Source organism: Helicobacter pylori SA213A (assembly GCF_000476275.1).
Taxonomy (GTDB): domain Bacteria; phylum Campylobacterota; class Campylobacteria; order Campylobacterales; family Helicobacteraceae; genus Helicobacter; species Helicobacter pylori_CL.
The window spans coordinates 36,079-53,216 of sequence record NZ_CBOM010000010.1 but is presented as its reverse complement, the minus strand read 5'-3'; the positions used below and the strand labels follow the sequence as shown (position 1 = coordinate 53,216).

The 17,138-nt window shown below is 39.8% G+C and carries 14 protein-coding genes, 5 tRNA genes and 2 pseudogenes; 8 read left to right on the top strand and 13 right to left on the bottom strand.

Going from position 1 to position 17,138, the window contains the following annotated elements; genetic code table 11:
• The 5 genes and pseudogenes from QT74_RS08195 to QT74_RS04915 form a co-directional block, all read right to left on the bottom strand.
• The coding region (locus tag QT74_RS08195; RefSeq protein WP_324286932.1) for a DUF3944 domain-containing protein at nt 1–123 on the bottom strand (123 nt) is incomplete at its 3' end.
• A 153-nt stretch (nt 124–276) separates the two neighbouring features.
• Entirely contained in the window at nt 277–693 is a 417-nt protein-coding gene (gene nusB, locus QT74_RS04930; protein ID WP_000235749.1) for a transcription antitermination factor NusB, read from the bottom strand.
• 1 nt (nt 694) lies between these two features.
• Nucleotides 695–1,165, bottom strand: coding sequence for a 6,7-dimethyl-8-ribityllumazine synthase (gene ribH, locus QT74_RS04925; protein ID WP_033765092.1), 471 nt, complete (start codon nt 1,163–1,165; stop codon nt 695–697).
• 9 nt (nt 1,166–1,174) lie between these two features.
• Nucleotides 1,175–2,005: a 3-deoxy-8-phosphooctulonate synthase gene (gene kdsA, locus QT74_RS04920; protein ID WP_033765091.1), complete on the bottom strand. Its 831-nt coding sequence runs from the start codon at nt 2,003–2,005 to the stop codon at nt 1,175–1,177.
• A pseudogene (locus tag QT74_RS04915) lies at nt 1,992–2,658 on the bottom strand (carbonic anhydrase). The gene kdsA and the pseudogene QT74_RS04915 overlap by 14 nt, the downstream one beginning before the upstream one ends.
• 121 nt (nt 2,659–2,779) lie before the next feature.
• On the opposite strand from QT74_RS04915, the gene pyrF reads away from it, so the two are divergent.
• Nucleotides 2,780–3,463, top strand: coding sequence for an orotidine-5'-phosphate decarboxylase (gene pyrF / locus QT74_RS04910; RefSeq protein WP_033765089.1), 684 nt, complete (start codon nt 2,780–2,782; stop codon nt 3,461–3,463).
• Nucleotides 3,464–4,294, top strand: coding sequence for a pantoate--beta-alanine ligase (gene panC, locus QT74_RS04905; RefSeq protein ID WP_033765088.1), 831 nt, complete (start codon nt 3,464–3,466; stop codon nt 4,292–4,294). It begins immediately after the preceding gene.
• Between the two features lie 13 nt (nt 4,295–4,307).
• Here panC and QT74_RS04900 read toward each other — a convergent pair.
• The 8 genes and pseudogenes from QT74_RS04900 to groES all read right to left on the bottom strand — a co-directional run bounded on the left by QT74_RS04900 (nt 4,308) and on the right by groES (nt 10,151).
• A tRNA-Glu gene (locus QT74_RS04900) sits at nt 4,308–4,383 on the bottom strand.
• A gap of 62 nt (nt 4,384–4,445) precedes the next feature.
• A tRNA-Asp gene (locus QT74_RS04895) sits at nt 4,446–4,522 on the bottom strand.
• A gap of 40 nt (nt 4,523–4,562) precedes the next feature.
• A tRNA-Val gene (locus tag QT74_RS04890) sits at nt 4,563–4,638 on the bottom strand.
• A 42-nt stretch (nt 4,639–4,680) separates the two neighbouring features.
• Nucleotides 4,681–4,755 (bottom strand) — tRNA-Glu (locus QT74_RS04885).
• 12 nt (nt 4,756–4,767) lie between these two features.
• Nucleotides 4,768–4,843, bottom strand: a tRNA-Lys gene (locus tag QT74_RS04880).
• Between the two features lie 757 nt (nt 4,844–5,600).
• Nucleotides 5,601–7,701 (bottom strand): annotated as a pseudogene (gene sabA / locus QT74_RS08525) (Hop family adhesin SabA/HopD).
• A gap of 436 nt (nt 7,702–8,137) precedes the next feature.
• The gene (gene groL / locus QT74_RS04870) at nt 8,138–9,769 is read right to left on the bottom strand and encodes a chaperonin GroEL (RefSeq protein WP_033765086.1); all 1,632 of its coding nucleotides are present in this window, start codon (nt 9,767–9,769) and stop codon (nt 8,138–8,140) included.
• 25 nt (nt 9,770–9,794) lie between these two features.
• A complete protein-coding gene (gene groES, locus QT74_RS04865; RefSeq protein WP_000671934.1) occupies nt 9,795–10,151 on the bottom strand; it encodes a co-chaperone GroES in 357 nt (118 codons plus the stop codon).
• A 282-nt stretch (nt 10,152–10,433) separates the two neighbouring features.
• On the opposite strand from groES, the gene dnaG reads away from it, so the two are divergent.
• The 6 genes from dnaG to QT74_RS04835 all read left to right on the top strand — a co-directional run bounded on the left by dnaG (nt 10,434) and on the right by QT74_RS04835 (nt 17,134).
• A complete protein-coding gene (gene dnaG / locus QT74_RS04860; RefSeq protein ID WP_033765084.1) occupies nt 10,434–12,113 on the top strand; it encodes a DNA primase in 1,680 nt (559 codons plus the stop codon).
• Nucleotides 12,110–13,162 (top strand): MnmA/TRMU family protein, encoded by a 1,053-nt coding sequence (locus QT74_RS04855; RefSeq protein WP_033765082.1) that lies wholly within the window; start codon nt 12,110–12,112, stop codon nt 13,160–13,162. The genes dnaG and QT74_RS04855 overlap by 4 nt, the downstream gene beginning before the upstream one ends.
• Nucleotides 13,163–13,250: 88 nt before the next feature.
• Entirely contained in the window at nt 13,251–14,078 is an 828-nt protein-coding gene (locus QT74_RS04850) for a DUF5718 family protein (protein ID WP_033765080.1), read from the top strand.
• A 146-nt stretch (nt 14,079–14,224) separates the two neighbouring features.
• Complete coding sequence (locus QT74_RS04845) at nt 14,225–14,506, top strand: TrbC/VirB2 family protein (RefSeq protein ID WP_020971705.1); 282 nt, start codon at nt 14,225–14,227, stop codon at nt 14,504–14,506.
• Nucleotides 14,506–14,769 (top strand): hypothetical protein, encoded by a 264-nt coding sequence (locus QT74_RS04840; protein ID WP_020971706.1) that lies wholly within the window; start codon nt 14,506–14,508, stop codon nt 14,767–14,769. Before QT74_RS04845 ends, QT74_RS04840 begins: the two co-directional genes overlap by 1 nt.
• Before the next feature lies 1 nt (nt 14,770).
• The gene (locus QT74_RS04835; protein ID WP_033765078.1) at nt 14,771–17,134 is read left to right on the top strand and encodes a VirB4 family type IV secretion/conjugal transfer ATPase; all 2,364 of its coding nucleotides are present in this window, start codon (nt 14,771–14,773) and stop codon (nt 17,132–17,134) included.
• Nucleotides 17,135–17,138 lie beyond the last annotated feature (4 nt).

The following is a 17,138-nucleotide window of genomic DNA, read 5'->3' as shown; positions in this document are numbered from 1 at the left end:
TTTTTTGTATTCTTCCGAAAGCGTTAATCCTTCAGTAAATCTTTTTTCGCCATCTTTGTCATAGACAAGTGCATCAAACAAATCTTTCAAATCATTAGAGCTTAATCGCTTTAAAAATTCCAAGTCGCTATTTGTATGCCATATTCTTCCTTTAATTTTATTTCTACCGCTCGCTCAAATCCCACCAACCCCCTTTTTAGTGATTAGTGGTTAGTGGTTAGTGGTTATAGCATCATTTTTTAAAATCATTAAAAAATCATTAAATATAAAACGCCCTCAATTCAAGGGTTTTTGAGCGAGCTTTTTACTCAAAGAATCCAAGATAGCGTTTAAAAATTTAGGGGTGTTAGGCTCAGCGTAGAGTTTGCCAAGCTCTATGCATTCATTGATGATGATAGGGTTTTGTGTGGGCGTGAAGCCAATTTCATACGCTCCTAAGCGTAAAATCGCCTTTTCCATGCTCCCTAATCGCTTGAAATCCCAGTCTTTTAAATGCGGCTCGATGAGGGCGTCAATTTCATTGATTCTTTCTAACACGCCATTAAAAAGGCTTAAAGCGAAAGCGAGCTGGTTGTTTTTAATCTTTTTTTCTTCCAACATGCTGGAAGCGATTTTTTTAATTTCTTCATTACCGCTCTCAAACGCATACAACAATTCAACCACAGCCCCCCTGGCTTGAGTTCGTGTCGCCATTTTAGCCCTTGAGAGTTTGGCACAAGCTCAACAATTCAATGAGAGTGCTCATCGCTTCAAAACCCTTATTGCCGGCTTTACTGCCCGCTCTTTCAATCGCTTGTTCAATATTATCCGTGGTAAGCACGCCAAAGCTTACCGGCATGCTGTATTTTAGCATCGCGCTAGCAATGCCCTTAGTCGCTTCCGCGCTCACGTAGTCAAAATGCGGAGTCCCCCCTCTAATGATCGCTCCTAAAACGCACACGCCATCGTATTTTTCACTCCCTAACAACCTCTCTAAAATAAAAGGCAATTCATAAGCCCCAGGCACCAGCACGATGTCTAAAAGATCCTCATCGCCCCCATGCCTTTTAAAGCAATCCATCGCCCCTTCTTTTAATCTGTCTGTGATGATATGATTGAAGCGCGATGTTAAAATAGCGACTCTTTCATTCCCTTGTAATTGCAATTTCCCTTCTATGATTTGCATGAAATTCCTTTAAAATAAATTTTGAATTTTTAACATGTCGGTTACTAAAAATTCCAGTTCATCAGGTTTTAGCATGTTCGCTCCGTCGCTTAGGGCGTTTTTAGGATCAATGTGTGTTTCAGCGAACAACCCATCAATCCCCACCGCAGCCGCAGCTCTCGCTAAAATAGGGGCAAAAGAGCTGTCTCCTGAACTTTTTCCGTTCGCTCCCCCTGGCATTTGCACGCTATGGGTAGCGTCAAAAATCACAGGGGCAAACTCTCGCATGATTTTTAAAGAGCGCATATCCACCACTAAATTCCCATACCCAAAGCTACTCCCCCTTTCACACAGCCACACGCCATTTTTTAACGCTGTTTCATAAGTGGGGCTTTGAATGCTTTTATCCCTTGTTTTAAGGGCTTTTAAGACAGAATATTGCATGTCTTTTGGGTTCATGAATTGCCCTTTTTTGATATTGACAATAGCGTTAGTTTGGCTCACTTCTACAATCAGATCCGTTTGGCGGCACAAAAACGCCGGGATTTGTAAAATATCCGCTACTTTGGCTGCCACGCTTGCTTGATAGCTCTCATGCACATCGGTTAAAATTTTATAGCCAAATTCCTCTTTGATAGCTTGTAACATTTCTAAGCCTTTTTCTAAACCAGGCCCTCTGTAACTCTCTAAACTCGTGCGGTTAGCCTTATCAAAACTCGCTTTAAAATAAAAATCCAACCGCTCGTTGTTGGCTAGGGGTTGTAATTTAATAGCGATACTTCTTAAATTTTCTAAGCTCTCAATGACGCATGGCCCGGCAATTAAAACGGATTTGGGGGTTTTTGTTTCAGGGGTTTTCATGACTTTTCCTTTGTTTAATGGTTTCTTCAATCGGCTCAAAAAAATGGCTTTCAAAATTATAATTATAAATCCTGCCTGTTTCTATGATATAGTGCCAACCAAAAATTTTTAATTCGTTATCCATCACTCTTTCTTGAATGAAATCATAGCTTAAGAGGTTGTTGAGTTGCAAGTGCACATTCAAACGCTCTGTAAGCCATGAACGCTTGGCGGAATGGTTGCTGAATTGCGGGTGGTTTTTTTAATTCTTCTTTAACAGGCTCTAAGAATTGTATCCAGTCTGCAATGTAAGGGGTTTTAGCTTTGGTGGTTTCATCATGGATTAAATGAACGCTCCCGCAAGCCCCACAATCGCTATGCCCGCAAATGATTAAGTTTTGAATCCCTACATGTGCAATAGCGTATTCAATGCTCGCAATGGTAGAAAGGGATTCTTTATGGCTTGTTTTAGGGGGGATCACATTGCCCATGTTGCGGATCACATACAATTCGCCCGGTTTATTGCCAGTGATTAGATTAGGCACGACTCGTGAATCCACGCAAGAAATGAACAAAGTGTGGGGCTTTTGCTTAGTCTTTAAGCTCTCATAAAGCTCTTTAAGCTCTTCATACTCATTCTCTTGAAACTCTAACGCTCCTAAAAACGCTTTCACTCTTTAACCCTTAAATCTCATTTTCTTAAACTTGGTTTTCATTTTAAAACGCTTATCATAGCTAAAAATCTTGCATTTCTTTTTGTTATAATGGCGTTATTTTACACTTTAAAGGGCTTTCATGCAATTATGTGTCGCATTAGATTTAGAAAAAAAAGAGGACAACCTTTCTTTATTGCAAGAATTGAAGGGCTTAGATTTATGGGCTAAGGTGGGGCTTAGATCTTTTATAAGAGATGGGGCTACTTTTTTAGATGAAATCAGAAAGATTGATGAAAATTTTAAGATCTTTTTGGATTTGAAGCTCTATGATATTCCTTATACTATGGCAAATGCCGCACTAGAATGCGCGAAATTAGAAATTGACATGCTCACCGTGCATTTAAGCAGTGCCAAAAGCGCGCTAACAGCTTTAATGCAACGCTTAAACGCTCTTAAAAAACGCCCCTTAATCATGGGCGTGAGCGCTTTAACTAGCTTTAGCGAAGAGGAATTTTTGAGCGTGTATAACGCTCCTTTAAAAACTCAAGCGATAAAATTGAGCGCTATGGGCAAAGAGAGCGGGATTGATGGGGTGGTGTGTTCGGTGTTTGAAAGTTTAGCGATTAAAGAGAATTTGGGTAAGGACTTTTTGACTTTAACCCCTGGCATAAGGCTCAATAAAAGCGATAAAGAAGATCAAGAAAGGGTGGCGAACGCTAAAGAGGCTAAACAAAATTTAAGCGATTTTATCGTGGTGGGCCGCCCCATTTATCAGGCTAAAGAGCCTAGAGAAGTGGTTTTAGAGCTTTTAAAGGATTGTTGAATGCGGGTGTTAGAAACGGTTGCTGCTTTAAGAGAATATCGTAAAAGTTTGAAAGAAAGCGTGGGGTTTGTGCCGACTATGGGGGCTTTACACAAAGGGCATCAAAGCTTGATAGAAAGGAGTTTGAAAGAAAATTCCCACACGATTGTGAGCGTTTTTGTCAATCCCACGCAATTTGGGGCTAACGAGGATTTTAGTGCTTACCCGCGCCCTTTAGAAAAGGATTTGGCTTTGTGTGAAAAATTAGGCGTTAGTGTGGTGTTTGTGCCTAAAGTGAGCGAAATGTATCCCTATGAAATAGAGCAACGCCTGAAACTCTACGCCCCTAAATTTTTATCTAGCTCTTTAGAGGGAGCCATGCGTCATGGGCATTTTGATGGGGTGGTTCAGATTGTGTTAAAATTGTTCCATCTTATCAATCCCACTAGAGCGTATTTTGGCAAAAAGGACGCCCAACAGCTTTTAATCATCCAGCATTTAGTTAAAGATTTGCTTTTAGACATTGAAATAGCGCCATGCGAGATCGTGCGCGATAGCGATAATTTGGCTTTAAGCTCTAGGAATGTGTATTTGAATGCAAGAGAAAGAAAACAAGCCCTAGCCATTCCAAAAGCTTTAGAAAACATCAAGCAGGCCATAGATAAGGGCGAAAAAGCGTGCGAAAAACTGAAAAAACTAGGGCTTGAAATTTTAGAAACCTTGGAAGTGGATTATTTGGAATTTTGCAACCACAAGCTAGAGCCTTTAAAAACCATAGAGCCAACTAACACGCTCATTTTGGTGGCGGCTCGTGTGGGTAAAACCAGGCTTTTAGATAATTTATGGGTGTAGTTTGGAATTTTTGTGGCGACCCTTGAAAGATTTGAACTTCCGTTTCCACCGTGAAAGGGTGGTATCCTTGGCCACTAGATGAAAGGGTCATTTTTAACGATTGACTATTATTTGAAAATAAAGCGTAGAAAATGATTTAAAAAGTTCTTGGTGGCGGAGCGGACGGGACTCGAACCCGCGACCCCCTGCGTGACAGGCAGATATTCTAACCAGCTGAACTACCGCTCCCTATCCAAAATCCATAGCCTAAAAACGCATGCTTTAGTCATGGTGGTCGCTATAAGACTCGAACTTATGACATCTACCTTGTAAGGGTAGCGCTCTACCAACTGAGCTAAGCGACCACAACATTGAGATAAAATCCAACTAAATCTATATTAAAAGAGTGGTGACTCCTAGGGGATTTGAACCCCTGTAACCACCGTGAAAGGGTGGTATCCTAACCACTAGATGAAGGAGCCACTACGCTCAAATGGTGACCCGTGTTGGATTTGAACCAACGGCCCATTCCTTAAAAGGGAATTGCTCTACCAGCTGAGCTAACGGGTCTCACAAAAAGATAATGATACAATTTTTTTTAACGCTTGTCAAGAATAACTGAAAAATATTGCGGTTTTTATAGAAACGACACGCTCTCAAAACGGCATGGGTAACAACTATTACGCTTAAAACTTGGTTGCGTTTAATTCTGTAAGGATCACAACAGATTCCATGCGTTTTAATGTTGGTTAGCGTTAGTTTTGGGGTTTTAAAAAGGCTTTGTTTCTCCCAAGCGCTAATAAATCTTATTAGGATTCAATGCTTTTTTGTTTTATCGTTTTAGATCTCATTTTGTTGTAAAAATCATTTCATTGAGTTTGTTTAAAGTATTTAAAAACGCATTTCCTTAAGGAAGTAGGGGGTATTTTGAAATCACTCTCTCCCTTTTAACCCCATTAAACCCCCAAAAAAAGCGCTTTTTTTAAAAGCTATCGCTTGAATTAGTATCAAGTTTTCCACTAACTAAATCGTCAAAAATGCTAAAAAGAATTTTTAATCAAGCCCCCCTCCCAAAAAAAGAAAGAGTTTAAAAAAGAAAGAGTTTAAAAAAGAAAGAGTTTAAAAAAGAAAGAGTTTAAAAAAGAAAGAGTTTAAAAAAGAAAGAGTTTAAAAAAGAAAGAGTTTAAAAAAGAAAGAGTTTAAAAAAGAAACCCCCAAACAAAGGCTTCAAAACAAAAACCCCCCAAAAAAAAGAGTTCAAAAAATCAAAAAAAAGAAACCCCTTAAAAAGAGAGTTTCACAAAAAAAGAGAATTTAATGCGAGCTTTTAATACGCAAACACGTAATTCAAATACACGCTATAGAGTCTGCGGTATTGGAGTTGAGTGCCTAGCAAAGAATAGTAATTGGTGTTGATGGTGGGGATCTTCACGCCTAATTCCACGCCATGTTGGGCGGCATGATCGCTCGCTTTCTTTTTGTTTTTAGCCAGATTCATTCTCAAGCCCAAGTTGAATAAGAATTGGAAATTCGCCACATTCATTTTAGCGCTGTAAAAATTATTGAAGGTCGCTAAATTCACATACTGGGAATTAAGCCATGAAGTGCCGGCTAACGCGATACCCCCAAACACCCCAAAAGAAATCTTGCTGTTTTTGGTGGCTTTATCATTGATAAAGTTATAGAGGACATCTGTTCCTACCCCATAAGTGAACACATCAGAGGCGGAGTTGAAAAAGCTGGATTTGATATAAGCATGGTTGTAATCAAAAAAGCCGTAATACCTTAATCCCCACCTTCTCTTTTCGCCAAAAAATTGCTTGTAGCCCACTTGCACGCCGATCCCATTCATCGCGCCGTTGTTGGTTTGAGAGCCGATCAAGCCAACGCGTCTGAAAGGGTTATGCCCTAATTCTTGCGTGGCGCTTAATAATTGCGAATAAGCGCTTTGGTTGACTTGATAAACAGCCTGTAAGCCCCCGGGGTTATTAGGGTTAGTGGATTGGCTTATCAAATTTTTAAGGAATGGGGAATCAGGCGTGTTTGAAGCGGTCGTGGTGATGCTGTTATAAGTGTTGTTTAAAGTGCTAAGGCTGCCTCTAAAATCAAGTATGGTGCGTGCAAGCAACTCAGATTGCTTGATTTGCTCGGCTTGAGTGCCAAAATGCGCAAGGCTGTTGTTTAAAGCCGTTATCGTCTCTTCCACATACGCACAGCCCGCTCCCCAAGTGTTGTTAGTAACCCCTTGATTAGGTGTTGTGCCATCACTTCTGCAAGCTGCCAAGTAATTTGTGATAAATTGGCTTGGGATAGTGTTAAGATCTTTTTTCATTTGAGCGGCTAGTTCAAGCATCTTGGCTTGCGCTTGCGCGTGATTGAGCATGTTTTGAGCGAAAGCCCTATCAGCAGAGGTGTAAGGATTGAAATCTTGCGGCGCGTTTTGATTGCTTTGCTGGTTAGTATTAAGGCTTTGAGCTTGCGCAACGATTTGTTGGGCGTTTTTGATCATGCTAGTAACGGCGCTAAATTCAGCGCTAAAGATTTGGCACGCATTCCCATCTGTATTGATACCCCATGGGCTACCATTACCCGGAGCGTTTTCATCATGCGTGGATCGCACCAAGGGGCATTGAGTGTTAAGGACATTCATGATCGTGCTGGCTTGTTCCAAAAGGTTTTGAGCGGTATTGGTGAAGGTAAAGGTTTGCGTTTCTTTTTTGTTGTTGCTGCCACTGCTAGTTACACCATTATTGCTGCCATTTTTTTGACAGAATTGATTCACACCGCCATTAATATCGCTACTCTGTTTGCATTCGTAGGTGTAGGTTACGGTCACTTCTGTGCCTTTCCCGTCCAAAACAGGAAACCCATTGTCGTTTTTTAAGGCTTGTTGGATAGCCTGATAGGCTTTATTGAGTTTTTCAAATTCTTGGATAGACATGGATTTACCAGGACCAGTCGCTTCATACCGGTTGCAAGTGATGCTCGTTGAATAAGATCCTGGTTGGTTATTGAAAACAACGCTACCAGGCCCGCTCTCTGTGCCATTGCCATTCCCGCACATTATCGCATAGCCTATCACGTTCCACAACCCCACCGCCGCATTGAGCGCTAAAGAGACGGCTTGATAGGCCGGGGAATTGGTTTTTTCGCCAATTAGCCCTTGCGTGTTTGCTTTTAAATTATCGATCGCAGCATTGATTTCTGAAGGGCTGCTCGCGTTCGTTACCGCTTGATTGAGGTTGTTAAAATTGTTTAAAAGGTTGCTCAAATTCTCATAAGTGTCTGAAAGTTTTTTCAATTCGCCGGTGTTTTTCACCATTTGAGCGGCTTCACCGATTTGATAGCCCGCGCTGATAAAAAAGCCGTTGTCTTCAGCGTTTAAAAGCGATGAAGCGAGAGAGAGAGAGTAAAAGAGTTTTTTTCATAAATATTCTCCTTGAAATAAAATTGAATGGTTGAAGTTTTATGCATTTAGAATGCATTCACAGCATTATAGCATGAAAGTCGTTTTTTTTTTTTGTCATTTGGAGAAATTTTAGAATTTTTGCGTTTTTTGCGCTTTTGTTTGGGTGGTATTGAAAGGGTTTTTAGGTTTTATTTTAATGGAACGCTAATGATAAAATCTTGATTTTAATGGAGGTTTTTGTTTGCGCGTTTTTTAAGGCGAACGATCATTCTGTCATAGATTTTTAAAGGCGAGCGATCATTTTGTTTTTTTTAAGGCGAGTTGGTAATTCCGCTATGCATTTTTTAAAGCGTTTGAAACGAGCGGTTTTATCAAAGCACCCCCCCAAAAAAAGGGATTTTAGAAAGGGGGGTTTTAGAAGAGGGTTTTTAAAGGCGGGTTATTGGAAAGCGGGCTTACATCATGCCACCCATGCCGCCCATGCCACCCATATCAGGCATTGCTGGGGTCGCTTTTTCTTCTTTGATTTCATGCACGGTGGCTTCTGTGGTTAAAAGCAAGCTTGAAACCGAAACCGCATTTTGTAAGGCGATCCTTTCTACTTTTAAGGGGTCAATAATGCCCTCTTTAAACATGTCCACATATTCGCCATTGCTAGCGTTAAAGCCAAAATGCCCTTCGTGTTTTTCCACTTCATTCACGACCACACCGCCATCATAACCAGCGTTGATAGCGATTTGAGCTAATGGGGCTTTAATGGCGCGCATGATGATTTCATAGCCCACTTTTTCATCATCGTGCAAATTCAAACGCACTTTTTGAGCCGCGCGAATGAGAGCCGCACCGCCACCAATCACAATGCCTTCTTCAACCGCTGCTTTAGTCGCGCTTAAGGCATCATCCACCCGGTCTTTTTTCTCTTTCATTTCCACTTCACTCGCAGCGCCCACTTTAATCACAGCCACACCGCCAGAGAGTTTAGCCAATCTTTCTTGCAATTTTTCTTTGTCATAATCGCTTGTCGTGCTTGCAATTTGGGTTTTGATTTGCGCGACTCTGTCTTTGACATCATCGCTATGGCCTTTGCCATCTACGATCGTGGTGTTGTCTTTGTCAATCACAATCCTTCCGGCTTTGCCTAAAAACTCCACTTCAGCGTTTTCTAGACTCAAGCCTAATTCTTCGCTAATGACTTGACCGCCGGTTAAAATAGCGATGTCTTTGAGCATTTCTTTTCTTCTGTCTCCAAAGCCTGGAGCTTTAACCGCTGCGATATTCAACACGCCTCTTAGTTTATTCACCACTAGAGTCGTTAAAGCTTCGCCCTCAATGTCTTCAGCGATGATTAAAAGCGGTTTGCCCTCTTTCATGGTTTTTTCTAATAGGGGGAGAATGTCTTTCATGCTAGAGATTTTTTTATCCGTCAAAAGAATGTAAGCGTTATCCAATTGAGCGGTCATTTTCTCAGCGTTTGTTACAAAATAAGGGGAGAGGTAGCCTCTATCAAATTGCATGCCTTCTACGACATCTAATTCGTCTTCAATGCCCTTAGCCTCTTCAACGGTGATCACGCCGTCTTTGCCCACTTTTTCCATAGCGTCAGCGATGAGCTTCCCGATATTGTGATCGGAGTTTGCAGAAATGGTCGCTACTTGAGTGATTTCTTCTTTACCGCCCACTTTTTTGCTAGACTTTTTAAGCTCACCAATGATCGCTTCAGCGGCTTTATCCATGCCTCGTTTCACTTCAATGGGGTTAGCCCCAGCCGTGATATTTCTCAACCCTTCTTTAAAAATGCTATAAGCCAAAACGGTCGCTGTAGTCGTGCCATCGCCGGCAGCATCAGCGGTTTTGCTCGCTACTTCTTTAACAAGTTGAGCGCCCATGTTAGCCACCGGGCAACTTAATTCAATCTCTTTAGCCACGCTCACGCCGTCTTTGGTGATGCTTGGAGCGCCATAGCTTTTTTGGATCAACACATTCCTGCCTCTTGGCCCCATGGTTACTTTGACAGCATCATGGAGTTGTCTCACGCCTTCAAATAGAAGGTTTCTCGCGCTATCTGAAAATTTGATTTCTTTTGCCATTTTGTATCCTTAATAATAATGTTTTTTAGTGTTTTTTGTGATCATGACAGCAAGCTTCATGCTCTTTAGCATGTTTATGGTCATGATTACCTGTATGACAGCAAGAGCCTGAGCCCACAATGCCTAGAATGTCTTCTAGTTCTAGCACCATGTATTCAGTGCCGTCTAAAACGATTTCTGCGCCTTTGTATTTGCCAAAAGCGATCACATCGCCTTCTTTAACGCATTTGCAACCCTCACTGATTTTATGGCTAACCGCTTTGACTACGCCCATTAAAGGCTTTTCCTTAGCGTTATCAGGGATGATGATGCCTGAACTGGTTTTGTTCTCTTCTTCAAGTCTTTCTACTAAGACCCTTTCTCCTAATGGTTGAAACTTCATTTCAGTTCTCCTAAGTTTTGATAAATAAAATAGAAATTTAGCGCTTAGTATTCTTAAGCGACACAACTATAGCGCATTTTTAGGGATAAGTCAAGCCATAAAAACAAAGCTAATAATATAACTATAAGGATTATTAAGTCTATTTGTATAAAGTTTCATTAGTTTAAAAATATAAGGATTAGAAAAAAGGGGCGTTATCAACAAACCTTTTTTAAGATTTTATTTATTGAGTATAATCCCTTTTGAGAAAGTCAAACCAAAAAAACCCAGAAAGCATGAAAAATGATTCTTAAAAGTTCCATTGATCGCCTTTTGCAAACGATAGACATTGTAGAAGTCATTAGCTCTTATGTGGATTTGAGGAAATCAGGTTCGAATTACATGGCTTGTTGCCCTTTTCATGAAGAAAGGAGCGCGAGTTTTAGCGTCAATCAAATTAAAGGGTTTTACCATTGCTTTGGGTGTGGAGCGAGCGGGGATAGCATTAAATTTGTGATGGAGTTTGAAAAACTTTCGTTTGTGGAAGCGCTTGAGAAATTAGCCCACCGATTCAATATAGCTTTAGAGCATGACAAAGGCGCTTATTATGATCATAAAGAAGACTACCACCTTTTAGAAATGGTGAGCTCGTTGTATCAAGAAGAGCTTTTTAACGCCCCGTTTTTTTTGAATTATTTGCAAAAAAGAGGGCTTAGCCTAGAGAGTATCAAAGCGTTTAAATTAGGTTTATGCACGAATAGAATTGATTACGGCATTGAAAATAAAGGTCTGAATAAGGATAAACTGATTGAATTAGGCGTGTTAGGCAAGAGCGACAAAAAGGATAAAACCTATTTGCGCTTTTTGGATCGCATCATGTTCCCTATTTATAGCCCTAGTGCTCAAGTGGTGGGCTTTGGAGGGCGCACCTTAAAAGAAAAAGCGGCCAAATATATCAATTCGCCCCAAAGTAAGCTTTTTGATAAATCCAGTTTGCTCTATGGCTACCATTTGGCTAAAGAACACATCTATAAACAAAAGCAAGTCATTGTAACCGAGGGGTATTTGGATGTGATTTTATTGCATCAGGCGGGTTTTAAAAACGCCATAGCCACGCTTGGGACAGCTTTAACGCCATCGCATTTGCCCTTGCTTAAAAAAGGCGATCCAGAAATCCTCTTAAGCTATGATGGGGATAAGGCAGGGCGGAATGCGGCTTATAAAGCGAGCTTGATGTTGGCTAAAGAGCAAAGGAGGGGGGGGGTGATTTTATTTGAAAACAACCTAGACCCTGCGGAGATGATCGCTAATGGCCAGATTGAAACCTTAAAAGACTTGTTATTGCGCCCCATGGCTTTTATTGAGTTTGTTTTAAGGCATATGGCGGGTTTTTATCTTTTGGACGATCCTTTAGAAAAAGATAAGGCCCTTAAAGAAATGTTAGGGTTTTTGAAAAACTTTTCCCTGCTTTTGCAAAGCGAATACAAGCCCTTAATCGCTTCTCTTTTGCAAGCGCCTTTGCATGTTTTAGGGATTAGAGAGCGAGCCTCTTTTCAGCCTTTTTACCCCAAAACAGAAAAACCCAATCTTGCTCAAAAGTTCGCTCATGTTCCTAACACGATGAGTTTGGAATTTTTAGAAAAATTAGTGATCCGCTATCTTTTAGAAGACAGAAGCTTGTTGGATTTGGCGGTGGGTTATATCCATAGTGGGGTATTCTTGCATAAAAAACAAGAATTTGACGCTTTGTGTCAAGAAAAATTGGACGACCCTAAATTAGTTGCGTTATTATTAGATGCGAATTTACCCCTAAAAGAAGGGGGTTTTGAAAAGGAATTGCGTTTGTTGATCTTGCGCTATTTTGAGCGGCAACTCAAAGAAATCCCTAAAAGTTCGCTCCCTTTTAGCGAAAAAATGATCTTTTTAAAAAAGGCTCGCCAGGCCATTATGAAATTAAAACAAGGAGAATTAGTCGCCATATGAAAAAGATTAAAGCTTTAGCCCTATTTAGTGGGGGGTTGGATAGTTTGTTGTCCATGAAATTACTCATTGATCAAGGCATTGAAGTAACCGCTTTACACTTCAATATAGGGTTTGGGGGGAATAAAGATAAAAGAGAGTATTTTGAAAACGCCACCGCGCAAATTGGGGCTAAACTCTTGGTGTGCGATATTAGAGAGCAATTTTTTAACGATGTGTTATTCAAGCCCAAATACGGCTATGGGAAGTATTTCAACCCTTGCATTGATTGCCATGCCAACATGTTTAGGAACGCTTTTTATAAAATGCTTGAATTGAACGCGGATTTTGTTTTGAGCGGGGAAGTGCTAGGGCAACGCCCTAAATCCCAAAGGAAAGAAGCGCTCAATCAGGTGAGGAAATTAGTCAGAGAAGTGGGCGAAGAGGCGCGTTTTGATCCCATTTTAGACCGAACGCAAGCAGGCGGTGAAAAACCGCAATTTTTAGATGAATTGCTCTTAAGGCCCATGAGCGCTAAACTCTTAGAGCCTACTTTCATGGAAAAAAAGGGTTTTGTTGATAGAGAAAAGCTTTTAGATGTGAGTGGCAGGGGGCGCACTAGGCAATTGCAAATGATCAAAGATTACGGCTTGAAATATTATGAAAAGCCAGGTGGGGGGTGCTTGCTTACGGACATTCAAGTGAGTAATAAGATTAAGAATTTAAAAGAATACAGAGAAATGGTGTTTGAAGACAGCGTGATCGTTAAAATTGGGCGCTATTTTGTCTTACCCCATAACGCTCGCTTGGTGGTGGCAAGGAATGAAGAAGAAAACCATAAGCTAGACATTCAACACCCCTTAATGGATAAGATTGAATTATTAAGCTGTAAAGGCCCTTTGAGTTTAGTGGATAAAAACGCCAGCAAAGAAGATAAAGAATTGGCCGGTCGTATCGCTTTAGGCTATGCTAAGACTTTAAAAAATCAAGCTTACCTCATTCAAATAGGGGATGAAAAATGCGAGCTTTACCCATTGGATAAAGAGAACGCTAGAGAATATTTGTTCGCTTAAAAGGGAGTTTTTGAGAATTTTAGGGGTTTTCTTTTTATGCTATAATGGAAAAAGCTCTAATCATTAAGCTATTTGCTAGGAGGTTTGCATGCAAGAGTTTTTAGGTTTTGGTGTGGTGGGGAATTTTGCAGGGCATTTGGAGCAAGCAGGAGAGAGTCATAGTTTTATTAACATGAAAAGCGAAGAAAAGGACGCCCCCAAGGGGTTATTCCCTTTTTATATCCCGTATGAGAATTGCTATCTGGGGCGTTGTTGCATTAATAACCATAAGATTATTTTGCCTAGTGATTTGAATTTGAAAGTGCAAGCAGAGCCAGAAATCGCTTTAGAATGCGATGTTAAATACGATGAAAAACATTTGGTAACCAAGCTTGTGCCTAATTTTTTCATGGCGTTTAACGACGCTTCTGTGCGTAATTTAGAAGCCGCAAAGCTCTCCCAAAAAAAGAATTTTTCACCAGCTTCTAAAGGCATAGGGCAGAAATTGCCTATTGATAGGTTTGTTTATGGGGGGGTGTGCAACAATTTTTCTATCGCGTCTTTTTTGAAATATAATAACATTTGGCACATTTATGGGGAAAACAGCAAATTGCTCAAATACGAGTTTTTTTATCAAAAACTTTTAGACTGGATCAAAAACCAATTAAACCACCAACAAGACGGCGACTCTTTAGAAGCCTTAAGGCCTTTTTTAGAGCGCCACCATTTCCCCACTAAAATGATTTTTGCGATCGGAGCTACCCCTTATATGCCTTTTGCTCAAGAGCATTTTTTGCAAAAGGGCGATGAGGTGGTAATCATTGCTTACAACCATTTACAATACAGTTTTGAAAAGATTCAAAGCTTGTTAGAAGAAGACGCCCTACAAACCAAAGAACACGCTAATCTTTCTTATGTCTATCAAATCGTAGAATAGTAAGGCTTTTAACCTCTTTAGCTTTGCTTTTTTACCCTTTTAAAGATTAAATCCGCCCCTTTTAGCCCCCTTTTAAAGAGTTTTTATGGTTTTTTTGAGATAATTAAACCTTATAAAGTTAATTAAAATTAAACAAAGGGGTTGTGATGTCCGCTCATTTTTTAAAAATCATTTTTTTAGTAGGCTTGTGCGTTTCCAGCTTGTTCGCTGAAGGTTTAGAAGGGTTTTTTAACGCCCTAGAAGCCCAGCTCAAAAGCCCCATCGCTAAGGGGATTTTAATGGTGATTTTCATAGGGATCGCTATTTATGTGTGGAGGAATTTGGATCGGTGGAAAGAGATCTTATTCACGATCCTTGGCGTGGTGTTTGGAATCTTTTTATTCTTTAAAGCCCCGAGTTTAGCGAATTGGTTTATGGGAATTTTTTAATGATCATTTTATCAGCGAGCGTGAAGAATTTGCGTGAAATTTCGGTCAAAGAAAAATTTTTGTGGCTGAACGCTAAATCTTATTTGATTTCTGTTTTTGTGCCTTTTATCTTGCTCCCTTGGATTGATTTGTTGAGCGCTTTTTTATTGTATTTAGGGTTTTTAGCACTCTTTAGCGTGCTGGAATTTTTTGATGAAGATATTGCAGATATTATTATCGCCAAAAGCAAAATAAAGACTAAAACCAAAAGTTACAGAGCGTAGAATGCTAGAAAAGCTTGTAAGCGCTGTCAAACAAAAAATTTCAAACTATTTTTTAGGGGTTTTGCCTAAAAGCTATTCTATGAGCGAAGAAAATAATATTTTAGGCTTGTATGATGAGCATTTTTTACTCACTAAAAATGAAAATCTTGTTGGCGTCCTCCGGTTAGAAGGGGTGAGTTACACCCATTTAAGCACAGAGCAATTGCAAGATCTTTTCACCGAGCGCCAAATGGCGTTGGATTCTTTAGAAAAAGTCGTGGCGCGCATCGTGGTTAAAAGGCGTAAAATTGATTGCAAGCAAAACATTCAAACCAATTCCCAACACTTGCAAGCGATTTTAAACCAGTTTGAAAACAAAGAAGTGTATGAAAACCAGTATTTTTTAGTTTTAGAAAGCACGCATTCCTTGCAAGGCGTTTTAGAGCATAAGAAAAAATCCTTAATGCATGCTAATAGGGAAAATTTTAAGGATATTCTCTCTTATAAAGCGCATTTTTTACAAGAAACTTTAAGAAGTTTAGAAATCCAACTCAAAAATTATGCCCCCAAACTTTTAAACTCTAAAGAGGTGTTGAATTTTTACGCAGAATACATCAACGGGTTTGATCTGCCTTTAAAGCCTTTAGTGGGAGGGTATTTGAGCGATAGCTATATCGCTAGTTCTGTTACTTTTGAAAAAGATTATTTCATTCAAGAAAGCTTCAATCAAAAAATTTACAACCGCTTGATCGGTATTAAAGCTTATGAGAGCGAACGCATCACCTCCATAGCGATCGGAGCGCTTTTATACCAAGAGATGCCCTTAGATATTATCTTTTCTATAGAGCCAATGAGTGCAAATAAAACGCTGAGTTTTTTAAAAGAAAGGGCTAAGTTTAGCATGTCTAATCTCGTTAAAAACGAGCTGTTAGAATACCAAGAATTAGTCAAAACCAAACGCTTATCCATGCAAAAATTCGCCCTAAACATTCTTATTAAAGCCCCTAGTTTAGAAAATTTAGACACCCAAACGAGCTTGATTTTAGGGCTTTTGTTTAAAGAAAATTTAGTGGGCGTTATAGAAACTTTTGGCTTGAAAGGAGGGTATTTTTCCTTTTTCCCTGAACGCATCCATTTAAACCACCGCTTGCGGTTTTTAACCTCTAAAGCTTTAGCGTGTTTGATGGTCTTTGAAAGGCAAAATTTAGGTTTTAAGGCCAATTCATGGGGGGATAGCCCTTTGAGCGTGTTTAAAAATTTGGATTATTCCCCTTTTTTATTCAATTTCCACAACCAAGAAGTGAGCCACAAAAACGCTAAAGAAATCCCTAGAGTGAACGGGCATACCCTAATCATAGGAGCTACTGGGAGCGGTAAAAGCACGCTGATGAGCTTTTTAATGATGAGCGCTTTAAAATACCAAAACATGTGCCTTTTGGCCTTTGACAGGATGCAAGGGTTGTATTCTTTCACAGAGTTTTTTAAAGGGCATTACCATGACGGCAAATCTTTTAGCATCAACCCCTTTTGTTTAGAGCCTGATTTGCAGAATTTAGAGTTTTTGCAATCTTTCTTTTTGAGCATGTTTGATCTTACCCCTTCAAGGAATAAAGAAGCCTTAGAAGACATGAATGCGATTTCTAGCGCGATTAAAAGCCTTTATGAGACTTTATACCCAAAAGCCTTTAGTTTGCTAGATTTTAAAGAAACGCTTAAAAGAACCTCATCTAACCAATTGGGTTTAAGCTTAGAGCCGTATTTGCATAACCCCCTTTTTAACGCCCTAAATGACGCATTCAATTCCAACGCTTTTTTAAATGTAATCAACCTGGACACCATCACTCAAAACCCTAAAGATTTAGGGCTTTTAGCCTATTATTTGTTTTATAAAATCTTAGAAGAATCCAGAAAAAATGACAGCGGATTTTTGGTTTTTTTAGACGAGTTTAAATCCTATGTGGAAAACGATTTACTGAACACCAAAATCAACGCTTTAATCACGCAAGCCAGAAAAGCTAATGGCGTGGTGGTGTTGGCTTTGCAAGACATTTACCAATTAAGCGGGGTTAAAAACGCCCATAGTTTTTTAAGCAACATGGGGACTCTTATTTTGTATCCGCAAAAAAACGCTAGGGAGTTGAAACACCATTTCAATGTGCCTTTGAGCGAGACTGAAATTTCATTTTTAGAAAACACGCCTTTGTATGCCAGGCAGGTTTTAGTCAAAAATCTGGGTAACGGGAGTTCCAACATGATTGATGTAAATTTGGAAAGCTTGGGGCGTTATTTGAAAATCTTTAATTCGGATTCTAGTCATGTGAATAAAGTGAAAGCGTTACAAAAAGACTACCCTACAGAGTGGCGTGAGAAACTTTTGAAGAGTTAGTTTT